Genomic DNA, 20,908 nt, shown 5'->3' with positions numbered 1-20,908 from the left:
TGTGTACTGATGAGTACATAAGTTAACGAATGGTAACATTGATTCGATGACAATTACAGGGCGTCCAGCATGGCGGCCCTGACGCAATTGCGCCCTGCGTGCTTGGCCTGGTACAGCAGGCGGTCGGCAGCAGCGACCAGGGCGGCAGCGCCGGGCGCCTGGCGGCCGGGGGCGCAGGCGACGGACGCCACGCCGAAGCTGGCCGTCGTCCCGATGTGCTGCACCAGGCCGGCGCGCAGGCGCTCGGCCAGGCGCACGCCGCCTGCCAGGTCCGTTTCAGGCAGGATCAGCAGGAACTCCTCGCCGCCGTGGCGGACCACGCTGTCGACGCCGCGGCGCGTGGCGTTGCCGAGCAGGGCAGCAAAGGTGCGCAGCACGTCATCGCCGGCGGCATGGCCGTGGGCGTCGTTGACGCGCTTGAAGTGATCGAGATCGCACAGGATGGCCGTCAGGCACAGGCCATGGCGTCGTGAGCGCGCAAGTTCGGCGCCCAGCAGGTGCTCATCGAGGTAGCGGCGGTTGTAGCAGCCGGTCAGGTGGTCGCGCATGGCTTGCTCGGTGAGCCTGGCGTGTTGCAGCACGTGCGCGCGGCGCTGGCGCTGCTGGCCGTGGCCGGCACACAGACCGGTCAGGTTGAGCAGCATCAAGGTGGCGGCGCTGCCGGCCTGGAGCTCGTCCTGCAGGCCGAGCCAGGCCAGGCTCGCCACGACGGCCAGGCCGGCACCGCCGAGCAGGTATCGCGTGATGCCGGCGTAGGGCGCAACGAGCAGGATGCAAAAGGCGGTCGCGTGCCAGCCGGCATCGGTTTCGCGCAGTGCATAGCAGAGCAGGAAGACGAGCAGGTCCAGCGCCAGCAGCGCCGTGCCGGAGGCGGCGCGGCCAGGCTGTGCGGCAGGCGGGCGCAGGGCCCGCAACAGCATGGCCAGGATGACCAGGCAGCAGGCCAGCGCCAGCGGCCAGCCGGCGGGCGGCAACAGCGCGGCGGCAAAGACGGCGCTGGCGCCGGCATGCAGGGCCAGCAAGGGCCAGGTGTGTGTCCCGCCTGCGGAAGCCGGGCGCGGAGGCGCCGCTTCCTGTTGCGGATCGTGCAAGCGCGCCGGCAAGAGAGGCGGCGCCGGCTTGCGGATATCGTCAGTTGCATGGTGCAAATGCATGGAAACCTGTCGGATAGCGAATCGGGATCCCATTCTTGCCCGGCCCTGCGACAAGCCGCGACGCATCGCGCCGCCATGCTGCTTATCAGATTGGTCCTACCAGTGGACCTTATTCGTCGCTGGTGACGCGCGTGCGCACGAAATCGATATGGCCTTGCATGGCCGTGCGCGCTTCCTCGGGCTGGCTGGAGCAGATGGCCTCGCACAGCGTGCGGTGCTGCGACAGCAGTTGCAGCGAGGTGGCCTCGTCCTGCTGGCGCAAGCCAGTGCCATTGATGGTGATGTGTTCGCGCAGCATGCCGATGATGCTGGTGTGCAAGTGCAAGAACATGGTGTTGTGCGACGCTTGCGCGATGACTTCATGCAGCCGCGCGTCGGCTTGCGCCTCGCCGTGCTTGTCGTCGCTGGCGCGTGCCTGTTCCAGCTCGGCCAGCAGCGCCATGATCTGTGCGCGCTCGTCGCCGCTGGCCCGCTGCGCTGCAAAATAAGCCGTCGCCCCTTCCAGCACGCGGCGAAATTCCAGGATGTCGTCGCGCAGGGCGGGGTGGTCGGCCACCAGCTGGCTCCACGGCGACGCCATGCCGGTGCGCAATTGATCCGTCACGAAGACGCCGGCGCCGCGCCGGCTGCGCACGAGGCCCCGCGCCGCCAGCCGCTGCACCGCTTCGCGCACGGTATTGCGCGAGACCGCATATTGCTGCGCCAGCAGGCGTTCGGCCGGCAATTGCGCGCCCGCCGGCAAGCTGCCGTCCAGCAGGGCGGTTTCCAGCCTGCGCATCACCATCTCGACCCTGCCCCGCGTCTGCATGCCTGTCGCCATCGCTGTCTTCCGGTGTTGTTTTAAAGTGGTCCGAGCAATTTGAAGTGATTCTCGGAAGCTGGAATTATGCGTGAACCAGTCATTCTTAACAACACACAGCGGCGCCGCAGCAACACACAGAGCGCCGGGGAGACACACTCATGCAGCCAGACCCGCGCCAGCCGCGTCATTACCCGCCCGCACCGCTCCAGGTGTACCTGTTCGCCACCTGCCTGGTCGACCTGTTCGTGCCGCAGGCGGGGCTCGACGCGGTGCGCCTGCTGGAGCGCGAAGGCTTGCTGGTGCACTATCCGCGCGGCCAGAGCTGCTGCGGCCAGCCGGCCTACAGCAGCGGCAACCCGGAGCAGGCGCGTGCCGTGGCGCGCGCCCAGCTCGACCTGTTTGCGCAGCCGTGGCCCGTGATCGTGCCGTCCGGTTCCTGTGCCGGCATGATGCGCCACCACTGGCCGCAACTGTTCCAGGACGACCCCGTGGCCGGCCCCAAGGCGCAAGAACTGGCCGGACGCGTGTATGAACTGAGCGAATTTCTCGTCTGCGTGCTCAAACTCGACCTGGCCAGCCTTTCTGGCGCCGGGCAGGCCGATGAAAATGTGGTGCTGCACACCTCGTGCGGCGCGCGCCGCGAAATGGGCACGCGCGCCCACGGCGTGGCCCTGCTCGACGCCTTGCCCGGCGTGAGGCGCATCGAACACCAGCGCGAATCGGAATGTTGCGGCTTCGGCGGCACGTTTTCACTAAAACATCCGGACATTTCCGGCGCCATGGTCAGCGACAAGATCGCCTCGGCCTGCGCCACGGGCTGCGACCGGCTCGTCTCGGCCGACTGCGGCTGCCTGCTCAACATCGGCCACGCCGCACAGCACCAGGGCGCGCCGCTGCCCGTCGAGCACCTGGCCAGCTTTTTGTGGCGCCGCACGGGAGGTGCGGCATGAGTACGGCATTGACTGCCCGCGAACGCATGCTGGGCCGGCTGCGCGCTGCGGCACCCTCCGCGCCCGAGGCGGTGCAGGTCATCGATACTGCCATCGACAATCACTACCAGGCGCGCCGCGCCGCATCTCCTCTGTCGCCACGGCACAGGATAAGCGCCATGCAGGCAGCCTTGCGCGCTGCGCACGCGCAGGTCGACTGCGTGAGCGTGGACGCCTGGCCGGCCCTGCTGGCGCAGCGCCTCGGTGAACACGGCGTGCGCCGTTTGCTGCTCGATGCCGGCAGCGCCGAAGGACAGGCCTTGCGCGCCGCCTTGCCGCAGGGCGTGTCAGCGCTGTCTTTTGAGCGTCCGCTGGCGCAGTGGAAGGGCGAATTGTTCGACACGGTCGACGCGGGGTTGACCGTCGCCCGTTCCGGCATCGCCGCCACGGGCACCCTGGTCATCGCGCCCGATGCGGCCGCGCCGCGCATGGTGTCCCTGGCGCCGCCCCTGCACATCTGCCTCGTGTATGCGAGCAGCCTGCACGTGGACTTGCACGCGGCGGCGCGCGCCGAGCGCTGGTCGGACGGCATGCCATCGAACCTGGTGCTGGTGTCGGGCCCCTCGAAAACGTCGGACATCCAGCAAACGCTCGCGTATGGCGCGCACGGCCCGCGCTGGCTGTGGGTGCTGATCGTCGACGACCTGTCAGCCCATGAAGGAGGCCAGCCATGAACGCCAAGCCCTTGCAATTTGTCAAACCTGCAGACTTTCACGCGCGCGCCCGCGCCGCGCTCGACGACCCGAAACTGCGCCAGAGCTTTCGCGGCGCCATGGATTTTTTGCAGGACAAGCGCACGGCGCAATTTCCCGACGGCGACGAGCTGGAACGCCTGCGCGACATCGGCGAAGCCGTGCGCCGGCATGCGCTGGCGCGCCTGCCCGATTTGCTGGTGCAGCTGGAAGAGCGGCTGACGGCGGCCGGGGTGCAGGTGCACTGGGCCGAGGATGGCGAGCAGGCCAACGCCATCATCCACGCCATCGCGCAAAAGGCCCAGGCGACGCGCTTCATCAAGGGAAAGTCGATGGCCAGCGAGGAAATCGAGCTCAATCACTACCTGGAAGGGCGCGGCATGACGTGCCTGGAGTCGGACATGGGCGAGTACATCGTCCAGCTGGCCGGCGAAAAGCCGTCGCACATCGTCATGCCGGCGATTCACAAGACCAAGGCGGACATCGCCGGCCTGTTCGCCGAGCACATTCCCGACGCGCCCTACACGGAAGACGTCGACAGCCTGATCCAGACGGGCCGGCGCGCCCTGCGCCAGGCTTTCGTCGAGGCCGACATCGGCCTGTCGGGCGTGAACTTCGCGGCGGCCGACACGGGCACCCTGTGGCTGGTGGAAAACGAGGGCAATGGCCGGCTGACGACGTCCGTGCCGGAGGTCCACATCGCCATCATGGGCATGGAAAAGGTGGTCGCCAAGCTGGAACACATCGTGCCGCTGGCCAGCCTCCTGACGCGCTCGGCCACGGGGCAGGCCATCACCACGTATTTCAACCTGATTTCCGGCCCGCGCCGCGCCGGAGAGCTCGATGGGCCGCGCGAAGTGCACCTGGTCTTGCTCGATAACGGCCGCAGCCAGGCTTACGCCGACGAACAGCTGCGCGCCACCCTGCAATGCATACGCTGCGGCGCCTGTATGAACCACTGCCCCGTCTACACGCGCATCGGCGGCCACGCCTACGGCACCACGTATCCGGGGCCGATCGGCAAGATCATCTCGCCCCACTTGCTGGGACTCGATGCGACGGCCGACCTGGCCACCGCATCGAGCCTGTGCGGCGCCTGCGGCGAGGTGTGCCCCGTGCGCATCCCGATTCCGCAACTGCTGGTGCGCCTGCGCACGGAGGCGAACCGCAATCCGGATGAACAGGTGGCGCATCCGCTGCGCGGCCAGGGGGCCAAGTTCAGCCGCGGCGAAAGCCTGATCTGGCGTTTCTGGAGCGGCGCCTTCGCGCGCCCCGCCAGCTACCGCTTGTTCCGCTGGGCCGCCACGCGGCTGCGGATGCTGACGCCGCGCGCGCAGCTGGGCTGGACGCAGCACCGCAAGCCTTTACAGCCGGCGCCGCGCAGCCTGGCCGACCTGCTCAATGCACGGGGGCAGGAAGAATAGCGACGCCCCGCTACACCGCAAAAAACACGCTGCACACAATTACATCAAAAGCCGTTTTTTACTCAACCCGCATCCACCGGAGGAGACCCGACATGCAAACCTGGACCCAACTTTATACACCGCTCGGCAGCTTGTGGCTGTCGTCGCTGGCGGCAGCCGTGCCCATCATTTTCTTCTTCATCGCCCTGGCGGCGCTGCGCATCAAGGGGCACGTGGCGGCCGCCGTCACCCTGGCGCTGGCGCTGGCCGTGGCGATTTTCGCCTACGGCATGCCCGTGCCGCAGGCGCTGGCGGCGGCCGGTTACGGCTTCGCGTATGGCCTGTGGCCCATCGCCTGGATCATCGTCACGGCCGTCTTCCTGTATAAAATCGTCGTCAAGACGGGGCAGATCGACATCATCCGCGCCTCCGTGCTGTCGGTGACGGACGACCAGCGCCTGCAGGTGCTGCTGATCGGCTTTGCCTTCGGCGCCTTCCTGGAAGGGGCGGCCGGCTTCGGCGCGCCCGTGGCCATCACCTCGGCGCTGCTGGTGGGCCTGGGTTTCAACCCGCTGTACGCCGCGGGACTGTGCCTGATCGCCAATACGGCCCCCGTGGCCTTTGGCGCCATGGGCATTCCCATCATCGTGGCGGGCCAGGTGACGGGCATTGACCCCTTCCTGATCGGCGCCATGGCGGGCCGCCAGCTGCCGCTGCTGTCGCTGCTGGTGCCGTTCTGGCTGGTCTTCATGATGGATGGTTTCCGCGGCGTGCGCGAAGTGTGGCCGGCCGCGCTGGTGACGGGTTTCAGCTTTGCCGTCACCCAGTATTTCACGTCGAACCATATCGGCCCTGAACTGCCGGACATCACCTCGGCCCTCGTCAGCCTGGTGTCGCTGACCCTGTTCCTGAAAGTGTGGCAGCCGAAGAATGCGAAAGTGGCCCATGCCGTCGGCGGCGGCACGGCTGCATTGTCCGGTTTTGGCGGCGCGGGCGGTGCTGCGGACCTGCGCGGCGGCGGCAACCGCGCCGCTTCTCCCTACACGACGGCGCAGACCATGCGCGCCTGGGCGCCGTTCGGCCTGTTGACGGCCATCGTCACCGTGTGGAGCCTGCCCGGCTTCAAGGCCCTGTTTGCAGCCGGCGGCGCCTTGTCTGGCCTGGTCATCAAGATCCACGTGCCCTACCTCGATAAACTGGTGATGAAGACGATGCCCATCGTGGCGGAGCCGAAGGCGTATGAGGCCGTGTTCAAGCTCGATCTGCTGTCGGCCGTGGGCACGGCGATCTTGCTGACGGCCGTGCTGTCGATGCTGATGCTGCGCATGAAGCCGCGCGATGGCGTCAAGGCCTTCGTGGAAACCGTGGTGGAATTGCGCCGTCCCGTGCTGTCGATCGGCCTGGTGCTGGCGTTTGCCTTTGTTGCCAATTACTCGGGCATGTCGTCCACCCTGGCCCTGCTGCTGGCCGGCAGCGGCGCCGCCTTCCCGTTCTTCTCGCCATTCCTGGGCTGGCTGGGCGTCTTCCTGACGGGATCCGACACCTCGTCGAACGCCCTGTTCTGTTCACTGCAAAACACCACGGCGCACCAGATCGGCGTGTCCGACACCTTGATGGTGGCGGCCAATACGACGGGCGGCGTGACGGCGAAGATGATCTCGCCCCAGTCGATCGCCGTCGCCTGCGCGGCAACGGGCCTGGTTGGCAAGGAATCGGACTTGTTCCGCTTTACCTTGAAGCACAGCCTGTTGTTTGCCGTCATCATCGGCATCATCACCATGCTGCAGGCGTACGTGTTCACCGGCATGATTCCGCATTGAGCGGTCCGTAGAAGTACGTAGTAAAACTAGATGAATTGATAGTAAAACGTGCAGAGGGTCATGAAAATGACCTGATGCACTGCAGCATCGTGGCGCTTCCCGGCGTCATGCCGGGCGGCCGCCTGCTGCCGCTTACCCATCCTGTGCTCAAGCGCGGGGCGAGCAGGATGGGGCTGGCGATGGTCTTGCTGGCGCTGCTTACTTCTTGCTCAACATTAACGGCTCAGGCCGCTCATCCAGCTTGGCTGCGGGTTGGCACGGGCCAGTTCGCGCATGCGGTATTCCAGATCGTAACGGTCGGTCGATTCGGCCAGATAGGCTTCTTCGTAGGCGCGTTCGCGGCGGTCGCTGCTTTGGTTCAGCCAGGCGCCAAGACGTTTGGCGGCGTGCACCAGGGTGGCGACGATATTGCTGCTTTGCGTGGTGTGGTAGGTAAATGCGGTAGACATGGCAGACTCCTTGTGTGGCGTGCCGCGTTGTGCTGCACTGCAACACAAGTATACCAATTCCAAGTTATAAGGCTACTTTTGATTTCAAATGTCAGCTATTCATTTTTGAGATAACTGGCGGGAAAGCTGCGCAATACGGGGCTTTAAGGCATAATGCCGGCGCAGTATCGTAGTTTTACTACAAAACTGTTTTGTCCTGGATGTTGTTTTCAAACGCAGCCCGCAGGCGTGCCGCGCCCACAAGACATCGTTCTGACGAGAAACGGTCGGCCGTGCGCCTGCCGCGCGCAAGATTGCCATGCCTGCCCCCGTATCGCTGATGGCAGTCATGGCCCACGCTGATATCTGCGTGGCGCTTGCGCGTCCTGGTGCTGCCTGGATGGAAACGTTTCCATGCCTGGCAAGATCAACTTGGAATTGAAAAATGGAGAAGGTATGGAATACGTAAAGCAAGGCCAGGGCGTCCAGTCCGCGCAGGCCGGCACGCAAAACAATACAGGCGCCCTGATCATTGTCACGGTACTGTTTTTCATGTGGGGACTGCTGACCTCGCTCAATGATGTGCTGATTCCCCATCTGCGCTCGATCTACACCTTGACCTATGTCCAGGCGATGCTGGTGCAGTTCTGCTTCTTTGGCGCCTACGCCATCGTCTCGCTGCCCGCCGGCATGCTGATCAAGAAAATCGGCTACCAGCGCGGCGTCGTTGCCGGCCTGCTGATCGCAGCCGCCGGCTGCGCCATGTTCTACCCGGCGTCCACCGGCAGCTATGCGCTGTTCCTGCTGTCCTTCTTCATCCTGGCGGCCGGCATCACCGTGCTGCAGGTGGCGGCCAACCCGTACGTGACGGAACTGGGCGACCCGCAGACGGCGTCGAGCCGTCTGACCCTGACCCAGGCCTTCAATGCGCTGGGCACCACCGTGGCACCGGCCCTGGGCGGCATGCTGATTTTGTCCGGCACCGTGCTGACGGTGCAGCAGTTCGACCTGCTGCCGGCGGCCGAGCAACTGGCCTACCGCGCCAAGGAAGCCGCTTCCGTGCAGGGCCCGTACCTGGTACTGGCCGCCACCCTGGTGATCCTGGCCGTGCTGTTCGCGCTGGCCAAGCTGCCGAAGATTTCGCATGCGGACGATGCGGCCGCCCTGGCGCAGGATGGCCACAAGGTCTCGATCTGGTCGCACCGCCACCTGGTGCTGGGCGCGCTGGCCATCTTCCTGTACGTGGGCGGAGAAGTGAGCATCGGCAGCTTCCTGATCAACTTCCTGGGCGAGAGCCATATCGCGGGCCTCAGCCACGCCGACGCCGCCTATTTCGTCAGCTATTACTGGGGTGGCGCCATGCTGGGCCGCTTCGTCGGCTTTGCCGTGATGCGCTATGTCAGCCCGGGCAAGACGCTGGCCTTCAACGCCGCCGTCGTCATCGCGCTGATCCTTGTCGCCGTGTTCTCCAGCGGTCATACGGCCATGTGGGCATTGATCGCCGTCGGCCTGTTCAACTCCATCATGTTCCCGACCATCTTCAGCATGGCTCTGAACAAGCTGGGCGCGCAAACGGGCCAAGGTTCGGGCATCCTGTGCATGGCCATCGTCGGCGGCGCCATCGTGCCGTTCATCCAGGGCTTCCTGGCCGACCATATCAACCTGCAGCTGTCCTTCCTCGTGCCGGCCCTGTGCTACACCTTCATTCTGTACTTCGGCTGGAAATATGCCAGCATGTACAACGACGACGCCAAGTAAGCAAGGTAGCGTTATCAGCATAAAGGGTGGCCTCGGCCACCCTTTTTTACGTCAGTGCGCGAATTGCGTGCCCAGCACGTCCTGGCACACCTCGAGCCAGGCGCGCGCCGCGTGCGACAGATAGCGCCCGCTCCAGACGTGCGCCACCTGCCACGCCACTTCCGGCTCGACGATGCGTACCGCTTCCAGTGGTTCGCCGGCCAGGCGGTGGATGAACGGCTCGGGCAGCAGCGCCACGCCCAGGCCCGCTGAGGCCATCGCCACCAGCCAGTCCCACTGGCCGCTCTGCGCCGCAATCGTCGGCGTGAAGCCCGCTTGCGCGAAATGCTGGCGCAGGCTGCGCGTGAGGGCGAAATCATCTTTCAATAACACCAGCGGCAAGTCTGCCAGCGCCTTGAAGGGCAGTGTCGTGCGGTTTTTCTGGAACGTGCCCGGTTCGGCCAGGGCCCAGATCGGGTAGCTGGCCACTTCCACGGCCACGAGGTCGAGTTCCGGGTCGGCCGGCAGCACCGTCATGCCGATTTCCAGCTCGCCGGCCGCCACCTTGCGCTCGATCTGCTGGCCCGTGTCTTCCTGCAGGGTCAGGCTGATGTGGGGATGGCGCGCGCGGAAGGCTTTTAATACGGGCGTAAACAGCACATTGATCATGGGCGGGATGCCGACCGTCAGGCTGCCGCGCTGCAAGGCCTGGGTGTCGCGCACTTCCAGGGTCAGCTGGCGCATGTTCGCCAGCATCTCCTGGCCGTGCTGGTAGACGATGCGGCCCGTGTCCGTCAGGGTCAGCTTGCGCCCGTCGCGCACCAGCAGCTGCGCGCCCACCTCGTCTTCCAGCTGGCGCACCATCTTGCTGATGGTGGACTGGGTCAGGTGCAGAGATTCGGCCGCCTGCGTAAAGCTCGACAGGCGCACGGTTTCCACGAAATAGCGCAGGGAACGGATATCCAAGAGGGTGCTCGGCAGTGGCGCGGCATGAAAATATCGACTGGATGTGGCGAAATTAATTCATGCCATGCATATGGCCGGGATTTTATACTGAATCCACTTATGGGGTTGGTGTATGACAGCCATCCAGTTTGAGAATATTAAGAATATCAGGAGCATCACGATGTACGAGGACCGTATCCGCCACCCAGGCCTGCTCAGCAAAATCATGAGCGCCGATGAGGCAGCCAAATTGTTCCACAACGGCATGCGTGTCGGCATGAGCGGCTTTACCCGTGCCGGCGATGCCAAGGCCCTGCCGCGCGCACTGGCCGAGCGCGCTTTGCAAGACCCGTTGAGCCTGACCCTGATCACGGGCGCTTCGCTGGGCAACGGCAGCGACGGCCTGATGGCCGAAGCGGGCGTGCTGGCGCGCCGCATGCCGTTCCAGGTCGACCCGGTTCTGCGCGGCAAGATCAACAAGGGCGAAGTCATGTTCATCGACCAGCATCTGTCGGAAACGGCCGAGCAGTTGCGTTCGGGTAACCTGGCTGCCGTCGACATCGCCGTCATCGAAGCGACGGCCATCACGGCGGCCGGCGCCATCATCCCGACCATGTCGGTGGGCAACTCCGCCGCGTTCGCCCAGCAGGCAACACAAGTCATTATCGAAATCAACCTGTCCACGCCGCTGGCGCTGGAAGGCTTGCACGACATTTATATTCCGCAAACCTTGCCGGGCCGCGAACCGATACCCCTCACGCGCGTGGACCAGCGCCTGGGCAGCACGGCCATCGCCATCGATCCGGCCCGCATCGCCGCCATCGTCATCACGGACAGCCCCGACAGCCCGTCGAACGCCTTGCCGCCCGACGCGGAAACGCAGGCGATCGCCGGCCACGTGATCGCTTTCCTCGAAGGCGAAGTGGCGGCCGGGCGCATGGGGCCGGAATTGCTGCCGCTGCAGGCGGGCATCGGCACCATCGCCAACGCCGTGCTGCATGGGCTGATCGGTTCGCCCTTCCAGAACATGACGATGTATTCGGAAGTACTGCAGGACAGCGCCATCGAGTTGCTCGACTCGGGCCAGCTGGCGTTTGCCTCGGCCTCGTCGATCACCCTGTCGGCTGGCGTGCATCAAAAGCTGATGGACAATATCGACCATTACCGCTCGAAAATCGTGCTGCGCCCGCAAGAGATCAGCAACCACCCGGAAATCGTGCGCCGCCTGGGCATCATCGCCCTGAACACGGCGCTCGAGTTCGATATCTACGGCAACGTCAATTCCACGCACGTGTGCGGCACGCATATGATGAACGGCATCGGCGGCTCGGGCGACTTTGCGCGCAATGGGCAAGTGTCGATGTTCGTGTCGAAATCGGCGGCCAAGGGCGGGCGCATCTCCAGCGTGGTGCCGATGGTGTCGCATGTGGACCATACGGAACACGACGTCGACGTGCTGGTGACGGAGTGGGGCTATGCGGACTTGCGCGGCCTGGCGCCGCGCGAACGGGCGCCGCTGATCATCGAGCGCTGTACGCATCCCGATTACCGTGAGCAATTGCGCGCGTATTACGACGCGGCATGCCAGCGCGGCGGCCATACGCCGCACCTCCTGGAACAGGCGCTGTCGTGGCATACGCGCTATCAGGAAACGCAGAGCATGCTGGCAGCGCAGTAAGTTTGCGTCAGCGCAAACACAGGGCAGGGCGGGCAGCACCGCGCCTGCCTTTTTCACTATTCACTATTCAATACATATGCAGCGCCTTGGCGCCCAGGCCCAGCAGGGCAAACGTGGTGGTGGCCTGTATACCCATGAACCACAGGAAGTGGGTATGCATGTGCTTGCGGATGTCGCCCAGTTCCGTGCGCAAGGCGTGGCAGTCGCCGCGCAGGTCGCCGCGAAATTGCGTCAGGTCGGCGCGCAGCAACTGCGATTCGTCGCGCAACTCCGTGCGCACCTTGTCCAGGCCATCGCCAAGACGCTGTTCCAGGGTCTTGAACCATTGCCGGTCATGTTCCCGGTCCGTTTCCAGTTTTGTCAGGCGCGCTTCCATGCGTACAGCATTGTTCGCGCTTTGCTGTTTGTCAAGCCGGTCCGTGGCATAGGCATCGTTCATCTCGCACTCCTTCGCGCGAGCCGCGCTGCACCAGCGCAGGCGGCTTCACTCTACTGTCCGCCTTTTCTGTCCGGGCGGTTTGCGCTGGATCAAACGTCAGGAAACCGGTGCAAAGCGCAGCCGGATGCCTGCCGTGACGACGGCCAGCAAGTCGTCGATATGCGCGTTCATTTCCGGGTGTGGCGTCCATGGGTCGCCCGCATCCATGACGATGCGCAGGGACACGAGGCCGTGCAGCGATTGCCAGAAGATCTGCGTCATCGTATGCAGCGCCGGCTCGTCGTGGCGTACCTGGCCCGTTTGCGCCAGCTCGCCGAACAGGTGCAGCGCGTAGGCGTATGGATCCTGCTCGATATTGCCGTGTTCGACTTCCACGGCGTCGAGCTCGGCATGCGGGCGCAGCTCCATGAAGATCAGCGAGTACTCGTCCGGGTGCTGGAAGCCGTACTCGATGTAGGCGCGGCCGACCAGGGCGATGCGCTGCCACGGGTCGTCGCTGCCGGCGCAGGCCGTGCGCATGGCGCGTACCAGTTCCAGCAAGTCCTTGTCCATGGCCTGGGCGATCAGGGTGGCCTTGTCGCGGAACAGCGCGTAGACGACGGTGGTGGAAAAGCCGGCCGCCTCAGCCACCTTGCGGATGGAAACGGCGCGCGCGCCGCCCTTCTTGATGAGATCCTTGACGACGTCGATGATGTGCTCGCGCCGCGCCTGAGCCTCGCGTAACTTTCTTTCCTGGATGTTAGTTAACTTCTTGTCCACGACTCTTTCCTGGCGACTCTATGAAAGCAAGAATTATAGGGTGGCGATGCGCTGCCAATGTGTCAGGCATTGTTACAATTCAGTTTTTTGTCCGGCAGATGCAACAGCTGACCGATTTTTCGCGCTTTTGCCCGGCACTTTTCCATCGATGCCCCGGATTGGTGCATAAATCGCCGGACCAGGCTTTGCGAATGGGGCCAAAGGGCGGAAAATAGCGGGATAGCTTACACTGCGTTTTTTAGCGCGACGGCGGTGGCCCACGAGGCAACGCCGGAACACTTACATTCGGACGGGATCATTACATGACCATTAAAATCAGCCAGAACTTCGACTCGGGCGCCATCGAGGTGGTGAACGCCACCAGTGCCGGCGCCATCGACCTGAACTTGCGCAAGGATAGCCACGCCGACATCCACCAGTGGTTCCATTTCCGCCTGCAGGGCGCGCGTGGTCAGGCGTGCACGATGCGCTTCCTGAACGCGGGCCAGGCCACCTATCCGGCCGGCTATGAAGACTACCAGGCCGTGGCCAGCTACGACAGCGAAAACTGGTTCCGCGTGCCGACGGCGTTCGATGGCCAGGTTATGACGATTTCGCACACGCCGGAACTCGACAGCGTGTACTACGCCTATTTCGAGCCGTATTCGTGGGAACGCCATCTGCGCCTGCTGGGCGAAGTGGCCGAGCACCCGCTGGCGCGCGTGTCCGACCTGGGTAGCACGGTCGACGGCCGCGACATGAACATGGTGACCATCGGCAACCCGCAGGCGGAAAAGAAAATCTGGGTCATCGCGCGCCAGCATCCGGGCGAATCGATGGCCGAATGGTTCGTCGAAGGCCTGATCGACTCGCTGCTGGACGATGCCAACCCGATCGCGCGCAAACTGCTGCAGCGCGCCGTGGTCCACATCGTGCCGAACATGAACCCGGACGGCTCGATTCGCGGCAACCTGCGCACGAATGCGGCAGGCGCCAACCTGAACCGCGAATGGATGACGCCATCGCTGGAGTCCAGCCCGGAAGTGCTGTGCGTGAAGAACAAGATCCACGAAACGGGCGTCGACATGTTCTTCGACATCCACGGCGATGAAGCGCTGCCGTACAACTTTGTGGCCGGCAACGAAATGCTGGAAAACTTTACGCCGGCGCAAGCGGCGCACCAGAAGGCCTTCATCGAGCGCTACAAGCAGGCCAGCCCCGACTTCCAGGACAAGTTCGGCTATGCGGCCAGCAAGTACAAGTCGGACATGCTGACGCTGGCGTCGAAATACATCGGCCACCACTTCGGCTGCCTGGCCTTGACGCTGGAAATGCCGTTCAAGGAAAACGCCGACTTGCCCGATCCGGCCGTGGGCTGGAACGGCGCGCGCAGCGCGGCCCTGGGTGCGGCCATGCTGCAGCCTATCCTGCTGTCGCTCGATTGATCGGCGTTGTTCATGGGAATCGAGATCGAGCGTAAATTCCTGCTGGCCGGCGACGCCTGGCGCGGCCTTGGCCAGGCGGTACTGCTGCGCCAGGGCTATCTGTCGTCGGCGCGCGAGCGCGTGGTGCGCGTGCGCATCGAAGGCGAACAGGCGATGCTGACCATCAAGGGCGCCAACGTGGGCGCGTCGCGCGGCGAGTGGGAGTATCCGATTCCGCTGGCCGACGCCGTCGAATTGCTCGATGGCCTGTGCGAACAGCCGCTGATCGAAAAATACCGCCACCGCATCGAACACGCGGGCATGGTGTGGGAAGTCGACGAGTTTCTTGGCGCCAACGCGGGCTTGCTCGTGGCCGAGATCGAACTGGCGTCGGAAGACCAGCCCTTCGAGAAGCCGGAATGGATAGGCGCGGAAGTGTCGGGCGATGCGCGCTATTACAACGCGAATTTGATCCGCCACCCGTTTTCACAGTGGTGATAGTGTTTTAAATGACGTTGAAATGAAAAAGGCGGAACCGGGGTTCCGCCTTTTTTATGGGCCAACGCTGTTGTCGGATTACGCCGTTCCGGCTAATCCGACTTGCGGTCTGCCTTTCAACCATTGCATCGACACCTCTTCAAACCGTAGCGAGCAAGCCCGATATCGGGTTGAGTAACGCAGCTGTACTAAAGGTACAGCGAGTAACGCCGACCCGAGAGTGGGCTGCGCAGTAGGTTTGAAGAGTGTGTCATCAGATCAATGGAAATGCTCGGTTCCTTGCGGCGTATCTTCCGGCATTTCCGCATGCGCCAGCTCGCCGACCGGGTCGGCAAACAGCGGTGCGCCGCAGTCGTCGCAATACTCTCCGACAAAACGTTCCGCATGGCGCTTGATCTGCGTCACGCCGGCAGCGTTCAGATGCTCGATAATCTCATCGACCGGTGTCTTTTGCTTGTCCAGCGCGGCGATGCCGACCTGGATCAGGCCTTCGATCGGCGTGCCATCCTCGTCTTCCTGGCCGTACAGGGGCCAGACGATGCCGTAGATGACGTCCGGCGCCTGGCGCAGGGTGAAGGCGATGCGGTACTCGTCCACCTGGCCATCGGCCGCTTCCTCGCCGAAGCCGGCGATGACGGCGCGCAATTCCGACGGCTCGATGGCCAGCGTGTGCGTCAGGTAGTGCACGGCGGCGCGCACGGAGACGGGACGGATCAGCTTGTCCGCTTCGCGGCAGGCCACGTAATACGCTTCCGGCAGCAGCAATTCCAGGCCGCAGCCGGGCAGCAGGCGGGCGATGGTCGGCGTCGCCTGCGTGCGCCATTGTTCCAGGGCGGCGCTGCGCTCGGCGATGAAGTCGAGCTGGCTGGCCGGCGTCTGCCAGCGGAACAGCGGCGCGCCTGCTGGCGCCACCACGGCCACCAGCAGGTAGCGCGTGTCGGCCAGGAAGGGCGCCGTTTCCGCCTCTTTGCTGGAGGGCTTGACGGCCGTGCCTTTCAGCGCGGCTTGCGCCAGCTTCTGCGTCTTGGCGTAGGTTTCGACGTGGCTGCGCGGCAACTGGTCGATCGAGTACAGGGTGGGCGCCATGGCCATCTTCGTGCCATCGGCCAGCAGGTGGGCGGCGAAATGCGCCGACAGCACGCCGTGCGCGTCGCCGGCCATGGGGCCGGAAGCGATGGAAAAGCGCGTCCACGCGAGGATGGGCACGGCGACCAGCAGGGCGTCGTAGCGCACGTCTTCATGCGTGATGACGGTCGATTCGCTGACGGCTTCAACGCAGTCCATCAGCACGTCGTAGGCGTTCAAGTCTTCCTTGAACAGGCTGCCCAGGGTGTTGTCGATGGTGTCCTGGTGGCCGGTTTTGAGTAATTTCTGGAGCTGCGTATCCAGGCTGTGTTCCCAGGACCGCTCTTCGAGACGGCTGGCTGCCTGTACGATCGCCTGGGCAAAGGTGACCAGGCGCTGGCTGTCGGCAGTCAGTTTATGGGATGAATCTTTGGAAGGACGACGCATAGCGGGATAAGAGTCTCGGAAAGTGAAAAAAATGGATCAGTCAAACAATGATAAACCCTTATAACCGTATTGTAGAGGATTCAGCCGCACGCAATACGTAAGCTGTCCTTAGATCATGCCAATAGTCGAAATTTCAAGGAAAAACGGATGCTGCGGACGAAAAAAAGCGCCGGTCGGAACCGGCGCTTTTATCTTACCTCACAGCTGGGCTGATTACTCGGCCAGCAGTTGACGCAGCACGAATGGCAGGATACCGCCGTGCTTGTAGTAATCGACTTCGATCGGCGTATCGATGCGCAGCAGGACTTTGACTTCCTGGCTGCTGCCGTCGGCGCGGTGGATCACCAGGGTAGCCAGTTGCTGTGGCTTGATTTCGCCTTCGAGGCCTTTCAGGTCGAAGGTTTCCTTGCCGGTGATGCCCAGCGTCTGCACGCTGTCGTCGCCGATGAATTGCAGCGGCAGCACGCCCATGCCCACCAGGTTCGAGCGGTGGATGCGCTCGAACGAACGGGTGATCACGGCTTTCACGCCCAGCAGCTGGGTGCCCTTGGCTGCCCAGTCGCGCGACGAGCCCGTACCGTACTCTTCGCCGCCGAAGACCATGGTTGGCGTGCCTTCAGCAACATATTTCATCGCTGCGTCGTAGATCGACATTTGTTCGCCGGAAGGCTGGTGGATCGTGATGCCGCCTTCGACCGCCGAACCGTCTGCCTTGGCAGGGATCATGCGGTTCTTGATGCGCACGTTGGCGAACGTGCCGCGCATCATGATTTCATGGTTGCCGCGACGCGAGCCGTAGGAGTTGAAGTCCGCTTTCAGGACGCCGTTTTCCTTCAGCCATTTGCCTGCAGGACCGTTTTCCTGGATCGAGCCGGCTGGCGAGATGTGGTCGGTGGTGATGGAATCGCCGAACACGCCCAGTGCGCGCGCGCCTTCGATGCCGGTGGCCACTGCCGCTGGCGTCATCGAGAAGTTGTCGAAGAACGGTGGTTCCGCGATGTAGGTCGATTTCGGCCAGTTGTAGACTTGGCCGGAGACGGTGGTGACTTTTTCCCACAGCTTGCCTGGCGCGCCCTTGACGTCCGCGTAGTTGTCCTTGAACACCTTGGCGTTCATGGCGAACTTCATCATGGCCGAGACTTCAGCCGAGGTCGGCCAGATGTCGCCCAGGTAGATGTCCTTGCCGCCCTTGCCCTTGCCGACTGGTTCCGTCATCAGGTCGCGCGTCATGTTGCCGGCGATGGCGTAGGCGACGACCAGTGGTGGCGAAGCCAGGAAGTTCGAGCGGATGTTCGGGTGGATACGTGCTTCGAAGTTGCGGTTGCCCGACAGTACGGCCGACGCGACGATGTCGTGCGTGGCAATCGCTGCGTTCAGCTCAGGCGTCAGGTCGCCCGCATTGCCGATACAGGTGGTGCAGCCGTAGGCGGTCACGCCGAAGCCCAGTTTTTCCAGGTACGGCAGCAGGCCGGCAGCGGTCAGGTACTCGGTCACGACGCGCGAGCCAGGGGCCAGCGATGTCTTGATGTGCGGCGCGACCTTCAGGCCGGCTTCCACGGCTTTCTTGGCCAGCAGGCCGGCAGCCAGCATTACGCTCGGGTTCGATGTGTTGGTGCACGAGGTGATCGCGGCGATCAGCACGTCGCCGTTCGACACTTTCACGCCGTTCGTCGTTTCGTACACGGCAGCCAGGTCGGCCGGATTCTTGTTGAAGCCGTTTTCCGAGGTTGGCTTGGCGAACAGTTCGGCGAAGTTGGCCTTGACGTTGCCGATTTCGATACGGTCTTGCGGGCGTTTCGGGCCGGCCAGCGACGGAGCGACCGTGGCCAGGTCCAGTTCCACCACGCGGGTGTAGTCGATGTCGCCCGCTTTTGGCACGCCGAACAGGTTTTGCGCCTTGAAGTAGCCTTCGAACGCGGCGATTTCAGCCTTGCTGCGGCCGGTGCCCTTGAAGTAGTCGATGGTCGCTTCGTCGACGGGGAAGAAGCCCATGGTCGCGCCGTATTCCGGTGCCATGTTGGCGATCGTCGCGCGGTCCGTCAGGGTCAAGGACTCAGTGCCTTCGCCGAAGAATTCGACGAACTTGCCGACGACTTTTTCCTTGCGCAGCAGTTCGGTGATGGTCAGTACCAGGTCGGTAGCGGTGCAGCCTTCGCGCAGCGCGCCCGACAGGTTCACGCCGATGACGTCCGGCGTCAGGAAGTAGACCGGCTGGCCCAGCATGCCGGCTTCCGCCTCGATGCCGCCCACGCCCCAGCCGACCACGCCGATGCCGTTGATCATGGTGGTGTGCGAGTCGGTGCCAACCAGGGTGTCAGGGTAGTACACGTCGCCGGCTTTCTTGCCTGCGTGGTGCACGCCACGTGCCAAGTATTCCAGGTTCACCTGGTGGACGATGCCGAAGCCCGGTGGCACGACGCCGAAGGTGTCGAATGCCTGCATGCCCCATTTCATGAACTGGTAGCGCTCGTTGTTACGCGAGAATTCCAGTTTCATGTTCAGGTCCAGCGCTTTCTTTTCGCGGTAGTGATCGATGGTGACCGAGTGGTCGACCACCAGGTCGACCGGCACCAGAGGTTCGATCTTCTTGGCGTTGATGCCCATCTTGGCGGCCACGTTGCGCATGGCGGCCAGGTCGGCCAGCAGCGGTACGCCGGTGAAGTCCTGCAGCACGACGCGCGCCACTACGAACGGGATCTCGTCGGTGCGCTCGGCGGTCGGGCCCCAGCTCGCCAATTGCTTGACGTGTTCTTCGGTGACTTTCTTGCCGTCGCAGTTGCGCAATACCGATTCGAGCACGATGCGAATCGACACTGGCAGGCGGGAGACATTGATGCCCAGGCTTTTTTCCAGCGCAGGCAGGGAGTACAGCTTGCCCTTCTTGCTGTCCGAAATATTAAAGTCCTTGAGCGTGTTCAGAGTGTTGCGGGACATGACCTCTCCTTGTTGGGTATCGTCTATTTATTGATTATTCAAATTACAAAACATGACTGAGCCCCCGAAGAGGCCCTTGCTGCTCACATCAGCCGCCGGTCGCCGGCAGCACGCCCAGCGATGGCGCGGCTTCCACCACTGCCGCCGGCTTGGCTTGCTCCGCATCCTTGCATTCATTGGCCAACTGGCGGCCCTGCTTGGAATCGAGCAGCATGCCCTTGGCCGGGATGCCGATCCAGACGAGACCATACAAACGGTTCTCGAAGCGGTTGGCGCCGGTGGTGGTGCCAACGCGGCTCAGGCGGTGCAGGCGCTTCTTCCAGCGCAGGGCGATGTGTTTGTCGTCGGTCGCATTGGTGTAGATGGTAATTTTATTACCAAGTTCACAATTGAAATCGGTGGAAGCCGAGCCAGCGGTGTCCGGTTCGTCGGATTCTTCCTTGTCGACCACGGACATGGCGAGCGGATGCGCTTCCTTGGCGGCGGCCTTGGTGGCCTTGGCCTTCGGCTTGGCCTTGGCTTTGACCGCCTTGGCGTTTGCCGCTTCCTTGGTGTCCGTGGCAGCGAAGCTGGCTGGCGCCAGCGTGAGGGTCATGGCGCCCAGCGCGACGCTGCAGGCAATGGCTAATTTGGAGAGGGACATCGTGTAATTCCTGTCAGTTTTCAGTGGTGCTGGAAGAGGGGGCGTTAAGCAATGCAGCGGCCGCCTCGGGCAGACCGAGGCCTGCCAGTTTGGCGCGTTGCAAAACGGTCCAATAATATCGGTAGCTGGCGCGGTCGTGCAAGCGGCCATTTTGCGCAATCGGTCCCCAGTTGGCGCGCAGCGCTTCATTGAGGATGTTGCTAGCCTCGTTGACTTCGGACAGGCGCGGCGTGAAGGCCTTGATGATGGGCTTGATCTGGTCCGGGTGGATGCTCCACATGCGCGTATAGCCGAACTCTGCCGTAGCGCGCTGGGCGTCATTCGCCACCACGGCCGAATCGCGCACGTCGGTCGTCACGTTATGCGACGGCACCTTGCCGTGCGCATGGCAGGCGGCGGCCACTTCCAGCTTGGCGCGCACCACCAGCGGGTGCGTGAACTGGCCTGGCGTGCGCATGGCGGCGGCGGGAATGGCGCCGTAGTGGGCCGAGACGAAATCCATGATGCCGAACGACAAGCATTCGACCTGGGGCAGGGCGGCGATCGCATAGGCGTCGCGCAGCGCGCCATGCGTCTCGATCAGGATGTGCACGGGCAGGTTGTCGCGGCCGGCGCGGCGCGCGTGCAGGTTGATCAGGTCGATGGCCAGCATGGCATCCTGCACGCCGCCCACCTTGGGTACGGCGATGTAGGCCAGGCGCGATGCGGCGCCGCAGATGATTTCCACGTCGCGCGCGAAAAACGGGCTGTCGACGTCGTGCACGCGCACGCCGATGCGGTTGAACTGGTTGTCGTCGCTGGCCAGCAGGCCGGCGATCATGTGGGCGTGGGACTCTTCATTGCCGGCGCTGGCGCCGTCTTCGCAGTCGAACGTGATGTCGAACAGGGGCCCAAGCTCTTGTTGCAAAGCAATCGATTTACGCATCAGCTTTTCGGAGCCGGCGTAGTGGTCGCAAGCGGCGAGCAACAGCGGCTGGCGTTTGCCTTGGAATAAAACCTCGGAAGGGTGCATGCTTAAGGCATTTCTGCAGGTAAAAACTACTTGATAAACAGTCGGGCCGCGGGGGGGGGG

General features: G+C 63.6%; 18 protein-coding genes. 8 read left to right on the top strand and 10 right to left on the bottom strand.

Annotated elements, in window-relative coordinates; all coding sequences use genetic code 11:
* Nucleotides 1-53: 53 nt before the first annotated feature.
* Together AC07X6_RS23515 and AC07X6_RS23510 are read right to left on the bottom strand one after the other, a co-directional pair.
* Nucleotides 54-1,154, bottom strand: a complete 1,101-nt coding sequence (locus AC07X6_RS23515) for a GGDEF domain-containing protein (RefSeq protein ID WP_494792551.1) — start codon at nucleotides 1,152-1,154, stop codon at nucleotides 54-56.
* A gap of 109 nt (nucleotides 1,155-1,263) precedes the next feature.
* Nucleotides 1,264-1,974: a FadR/GntR family transcriptional regulator gene (locus tag AC07X6_RS23510; RefSeq protein WP_494792550.1), complete on the bottom strand. Its 711-nt coding sequence runs from the start codon at nucleotides 1,972-1,974 to the stop codon at nucleotides 1,264-1,266.
* 140 nt (nucleotides 1,975-2,114) lie between these two features.
* On the opposite strand from AC07X6_RS23510, the gene AC07X6_RS23505 reads away from it, so the two are divergent.
* From AC07X6_RS23505 to AC07X6_RS23490, 4 genes are all read left to right on the top strand, one after another.
* Nucleotides 2,115-2,906 (top strand): (Fe-S)-binding protein, encoded by a 792-nt coding sequence (locus AC07X6_RS23505; protein WP_494792549.1) that lies wholly within the window; start codon nucleotides 2,115-2,117, stop codon nucleotides 2,904-2,906.
* Nucleotides 2,903-3,619, top strand: coding sequence for a LutC/YkgG family protein (locus AC07X6_RS23500; protein WP_494792548.1), 717 nt, complete (start codon nucleotides 2,903-2,905; stop codon nucleotides 3,617-3,619). The genes AC07X6_RS23505 and AC07X6_RS23500 overlap by 4 nt, the downstream gene beginning before the upstream one ends.
* Nucleotides 3,616-5,061, top strand: coding sequence for a LutB/LldF family L-lactate oxidation iron-sulfur protein (locus tag AC07X6_RS23495; RefSeq protein ID WP_494792547.1), 1,446 nt, complete (start codon nucleotides 3,616-3,618; stop codon nucleotides 5,059-5,061). Before AC07X6_RS23500 ends, AC07X6_RS23495 begins: the two co-directional genes overlap by 4 nt.
* Before the next feature lie 92 nt (nucleotides 5,062-5,153).
* Nucleotides 5,154-6,860: a lactate permease LctP family transporter gene (locus AC07X6_RS23490; RefSeq protein ID WP_494792546.1), complete on the top strand. Its 1,707-nt coding sequence runs from the start codon at nucleotides 5,154-5,156 to the stop codon at nucleotides 6,858-6,860.
* 215 nt (nucleotides 6,861-7,075) lie between these two features.
* Here AC07X6_RS23490 and AC07X6_RS23485 read toward each other — a convergent pair whose 3' ends face one another.
* Nucleotides 7,076-7,309, bottom strand: coding sequence for a DUF3563 family protein (locus tag AC07X6_RS23485; protein ID WP_230542192.1), 234 nt, complete (start codon nucleotides 7,307-7,309; stop codon nucleotides 7,076-7,078).
* Between the two features lie 435 nt (nucleotides 7,310-7,744).
* Here AC07X6_RS23485 and fucP point away from each other — a divergent pair, with 435 nt between their 5' ends.
* A complete protein-coding gene (fucP, locus tag AC07X6_RS23480; protein WP_230542191.1) occupies nucleotides 7,745-9,046 on the top strand; it encodes an L-fucose:H+ symporter permease in 1,302 nt (433 codons plus the stop codon).
* A gap of 51 nt (nucleotides 9,047-9,097) precedes the next feature.
* On the opposite strand, the gene AC07X6_RS23475 is transcribed toward fucP, so the two are convergent.
* Nucleotides 9,098-9,991 carry a LysR substrate-binding domain-containing protein gene (locus AC07X6_RS23475; protein WP_099400290.1) on the bottom strand — a complete coding sequence of 298 codons (894 nt, stop codon included), beginning with the start codon at nucleotides 9,989-9,991 and terminating at the stop codon, nucleotides 9,098-9,100.
* Between the two features lie 160 nt (nucleotides 9,992-10,151).
* On the opposite strand from AC07X6_RS23475, the gene scpC reads away from it, so the two are divergent.
* The gene (gene scpC / locus AC07X6_RS23470) at nucleotides 10,152-11,648 is read left to right on the top strand and encodes a succinyl-CoA:acetate CoA-transferase ScpC (protein WP_494792545.1); all 1,497 of its coding nucleotides are present in this window, start codon (nucleotides 10,152-10,154) and stop codon (nucleotides 11,646-11,648) included.
* Nucleotides 11,649-11,715: 67 nt separating this feature from the next.
* On the opposite strand, the gene AC07X6_RS23465 is transcribed toward scpC, so the two are convergent.
* Nucleotides 11,716-12,087, bottom strand: coding sequence for a hypothetical protein (locus tag AC07X6_RS23465; protein ID WP_230542188.1), 372 nt, complete (start codon nucleotides 12,085-12,087; stop codon nucleotides 11,716-11,718).
* A gap of 96 nt (nucleotides 12,088-12,183) precedes the next feature.
* The gene (locus AC07X6_RS23460) at nucleotides 12,184-12,846 is read right to left on the bottom strand and encodes a TetR/AcrR family transcriptional regulator (RefSeq protein WP_230542187.1); all 663 of its coding nucleotides are present in this window, start codon (nucleotides 12,844-12,846) and stop codon (nucleotides 12,184-12,186) included.
* Between the two features lie 302 nt (nucleotides 12,847-13,148).
* Here AC07X6_RS23460 and AC07X6_RS23455 point away from each other — a divergent pair, with 302 nt between their 5' ends.
* Nucleotides 13,149-14,270, top strand: coding sequence for a M14 family metallopeptidase (locus AC07X6_RS23455; RefSeq protein WP_494792544.1), 1,122 nt, complete (start codon nucleotides 13,149-13,151; stop codon nucleotides 14,268-14,270).
* A 12-nt stretch (nucleotides 14,271-14,282) separates the two neighbouring features.
* Entirely contained in the window at nucleotides 14,283-14,747 is a 465-nt protein-coding gene (locus tag AC07X6_RS23450; RefSeq protein ID WP_230542185.1) for a CYTH domain-containing protein, read from the top strand.
* Nucleotides 14,748-15,005: 258 nt separating this feature from the next.
* Here the strand turns inward: AC07X6_RS23450 and AC07X6_RS23445 are convergent, their stop codons facing one another.
* The 4 genes from AC07X6_RS23445 to AC07X6_RS23430 all read right to left on the bottom strand — a co-directional run bounded on the left by AC07X6_RS23445 (nucleotide 15,006) and on the right by AC07X6_RS23430 (nucleotide 20,848).
* Entirely contained in the window at nucleotides 15,006-16,259 is a 1,254-nt protein-coding gene (locus AC07X6_RS23445; RefSeq protein ID WP_230542183.1) for a DUF2863 family protein, read from the bottom strand.
* Nucleotides 16,260-16,472: 213 nt separating this feature from the next.
* Nucleotides 16,473-19,193, bottom strand: a complete 2,721-nt coding sequence (acnA, locus tag AC07X6_RS23440) for an aconitate hydratase AcnA (protein ID WP_494792543.1) — start codon at nucleotides 19,191-19,193, stop codon at nucleotides 16,473-16,475.
* 88 nt (nucleotides 19,194-19,281) lie between these two features.
* Nucleotides 19,282-19,836: a hypothetical protein gene (locus AC07X6_RS23435; protein WP_230542182.1), complete on the bottom strand. Its 555-nt coding sequence runs from the start codon at nucleotides 19,834-19,836 to the stop codon at nucleotides 19,282-19,284.
* A 13-nt stretch (nucleotides 19,837-19,849) separates the two neighbouring features.
* Entirely contained in the window at nucleotides 19,850-20,848 is a 999-nt protein-coding gene (locus tag AC07X6_RS23430; protein ID WP_474292145.1) for an HpcH/HpaI aldolase/citrate lyase family protein, read from the bottom strand.
* Nucleotides 20,849-20,908 lie beyond the last annotated feature (60 nt).

This window comes from Janthinobacterium sp. GW460-12-1-14-LB5 (genome assembly GCF_059423585.1).
The sequence above is the reverse complement of the archived record's forward strand: the minus strand, read 5'-3'. Positions and strand labels throughout refer to the sequence as shown.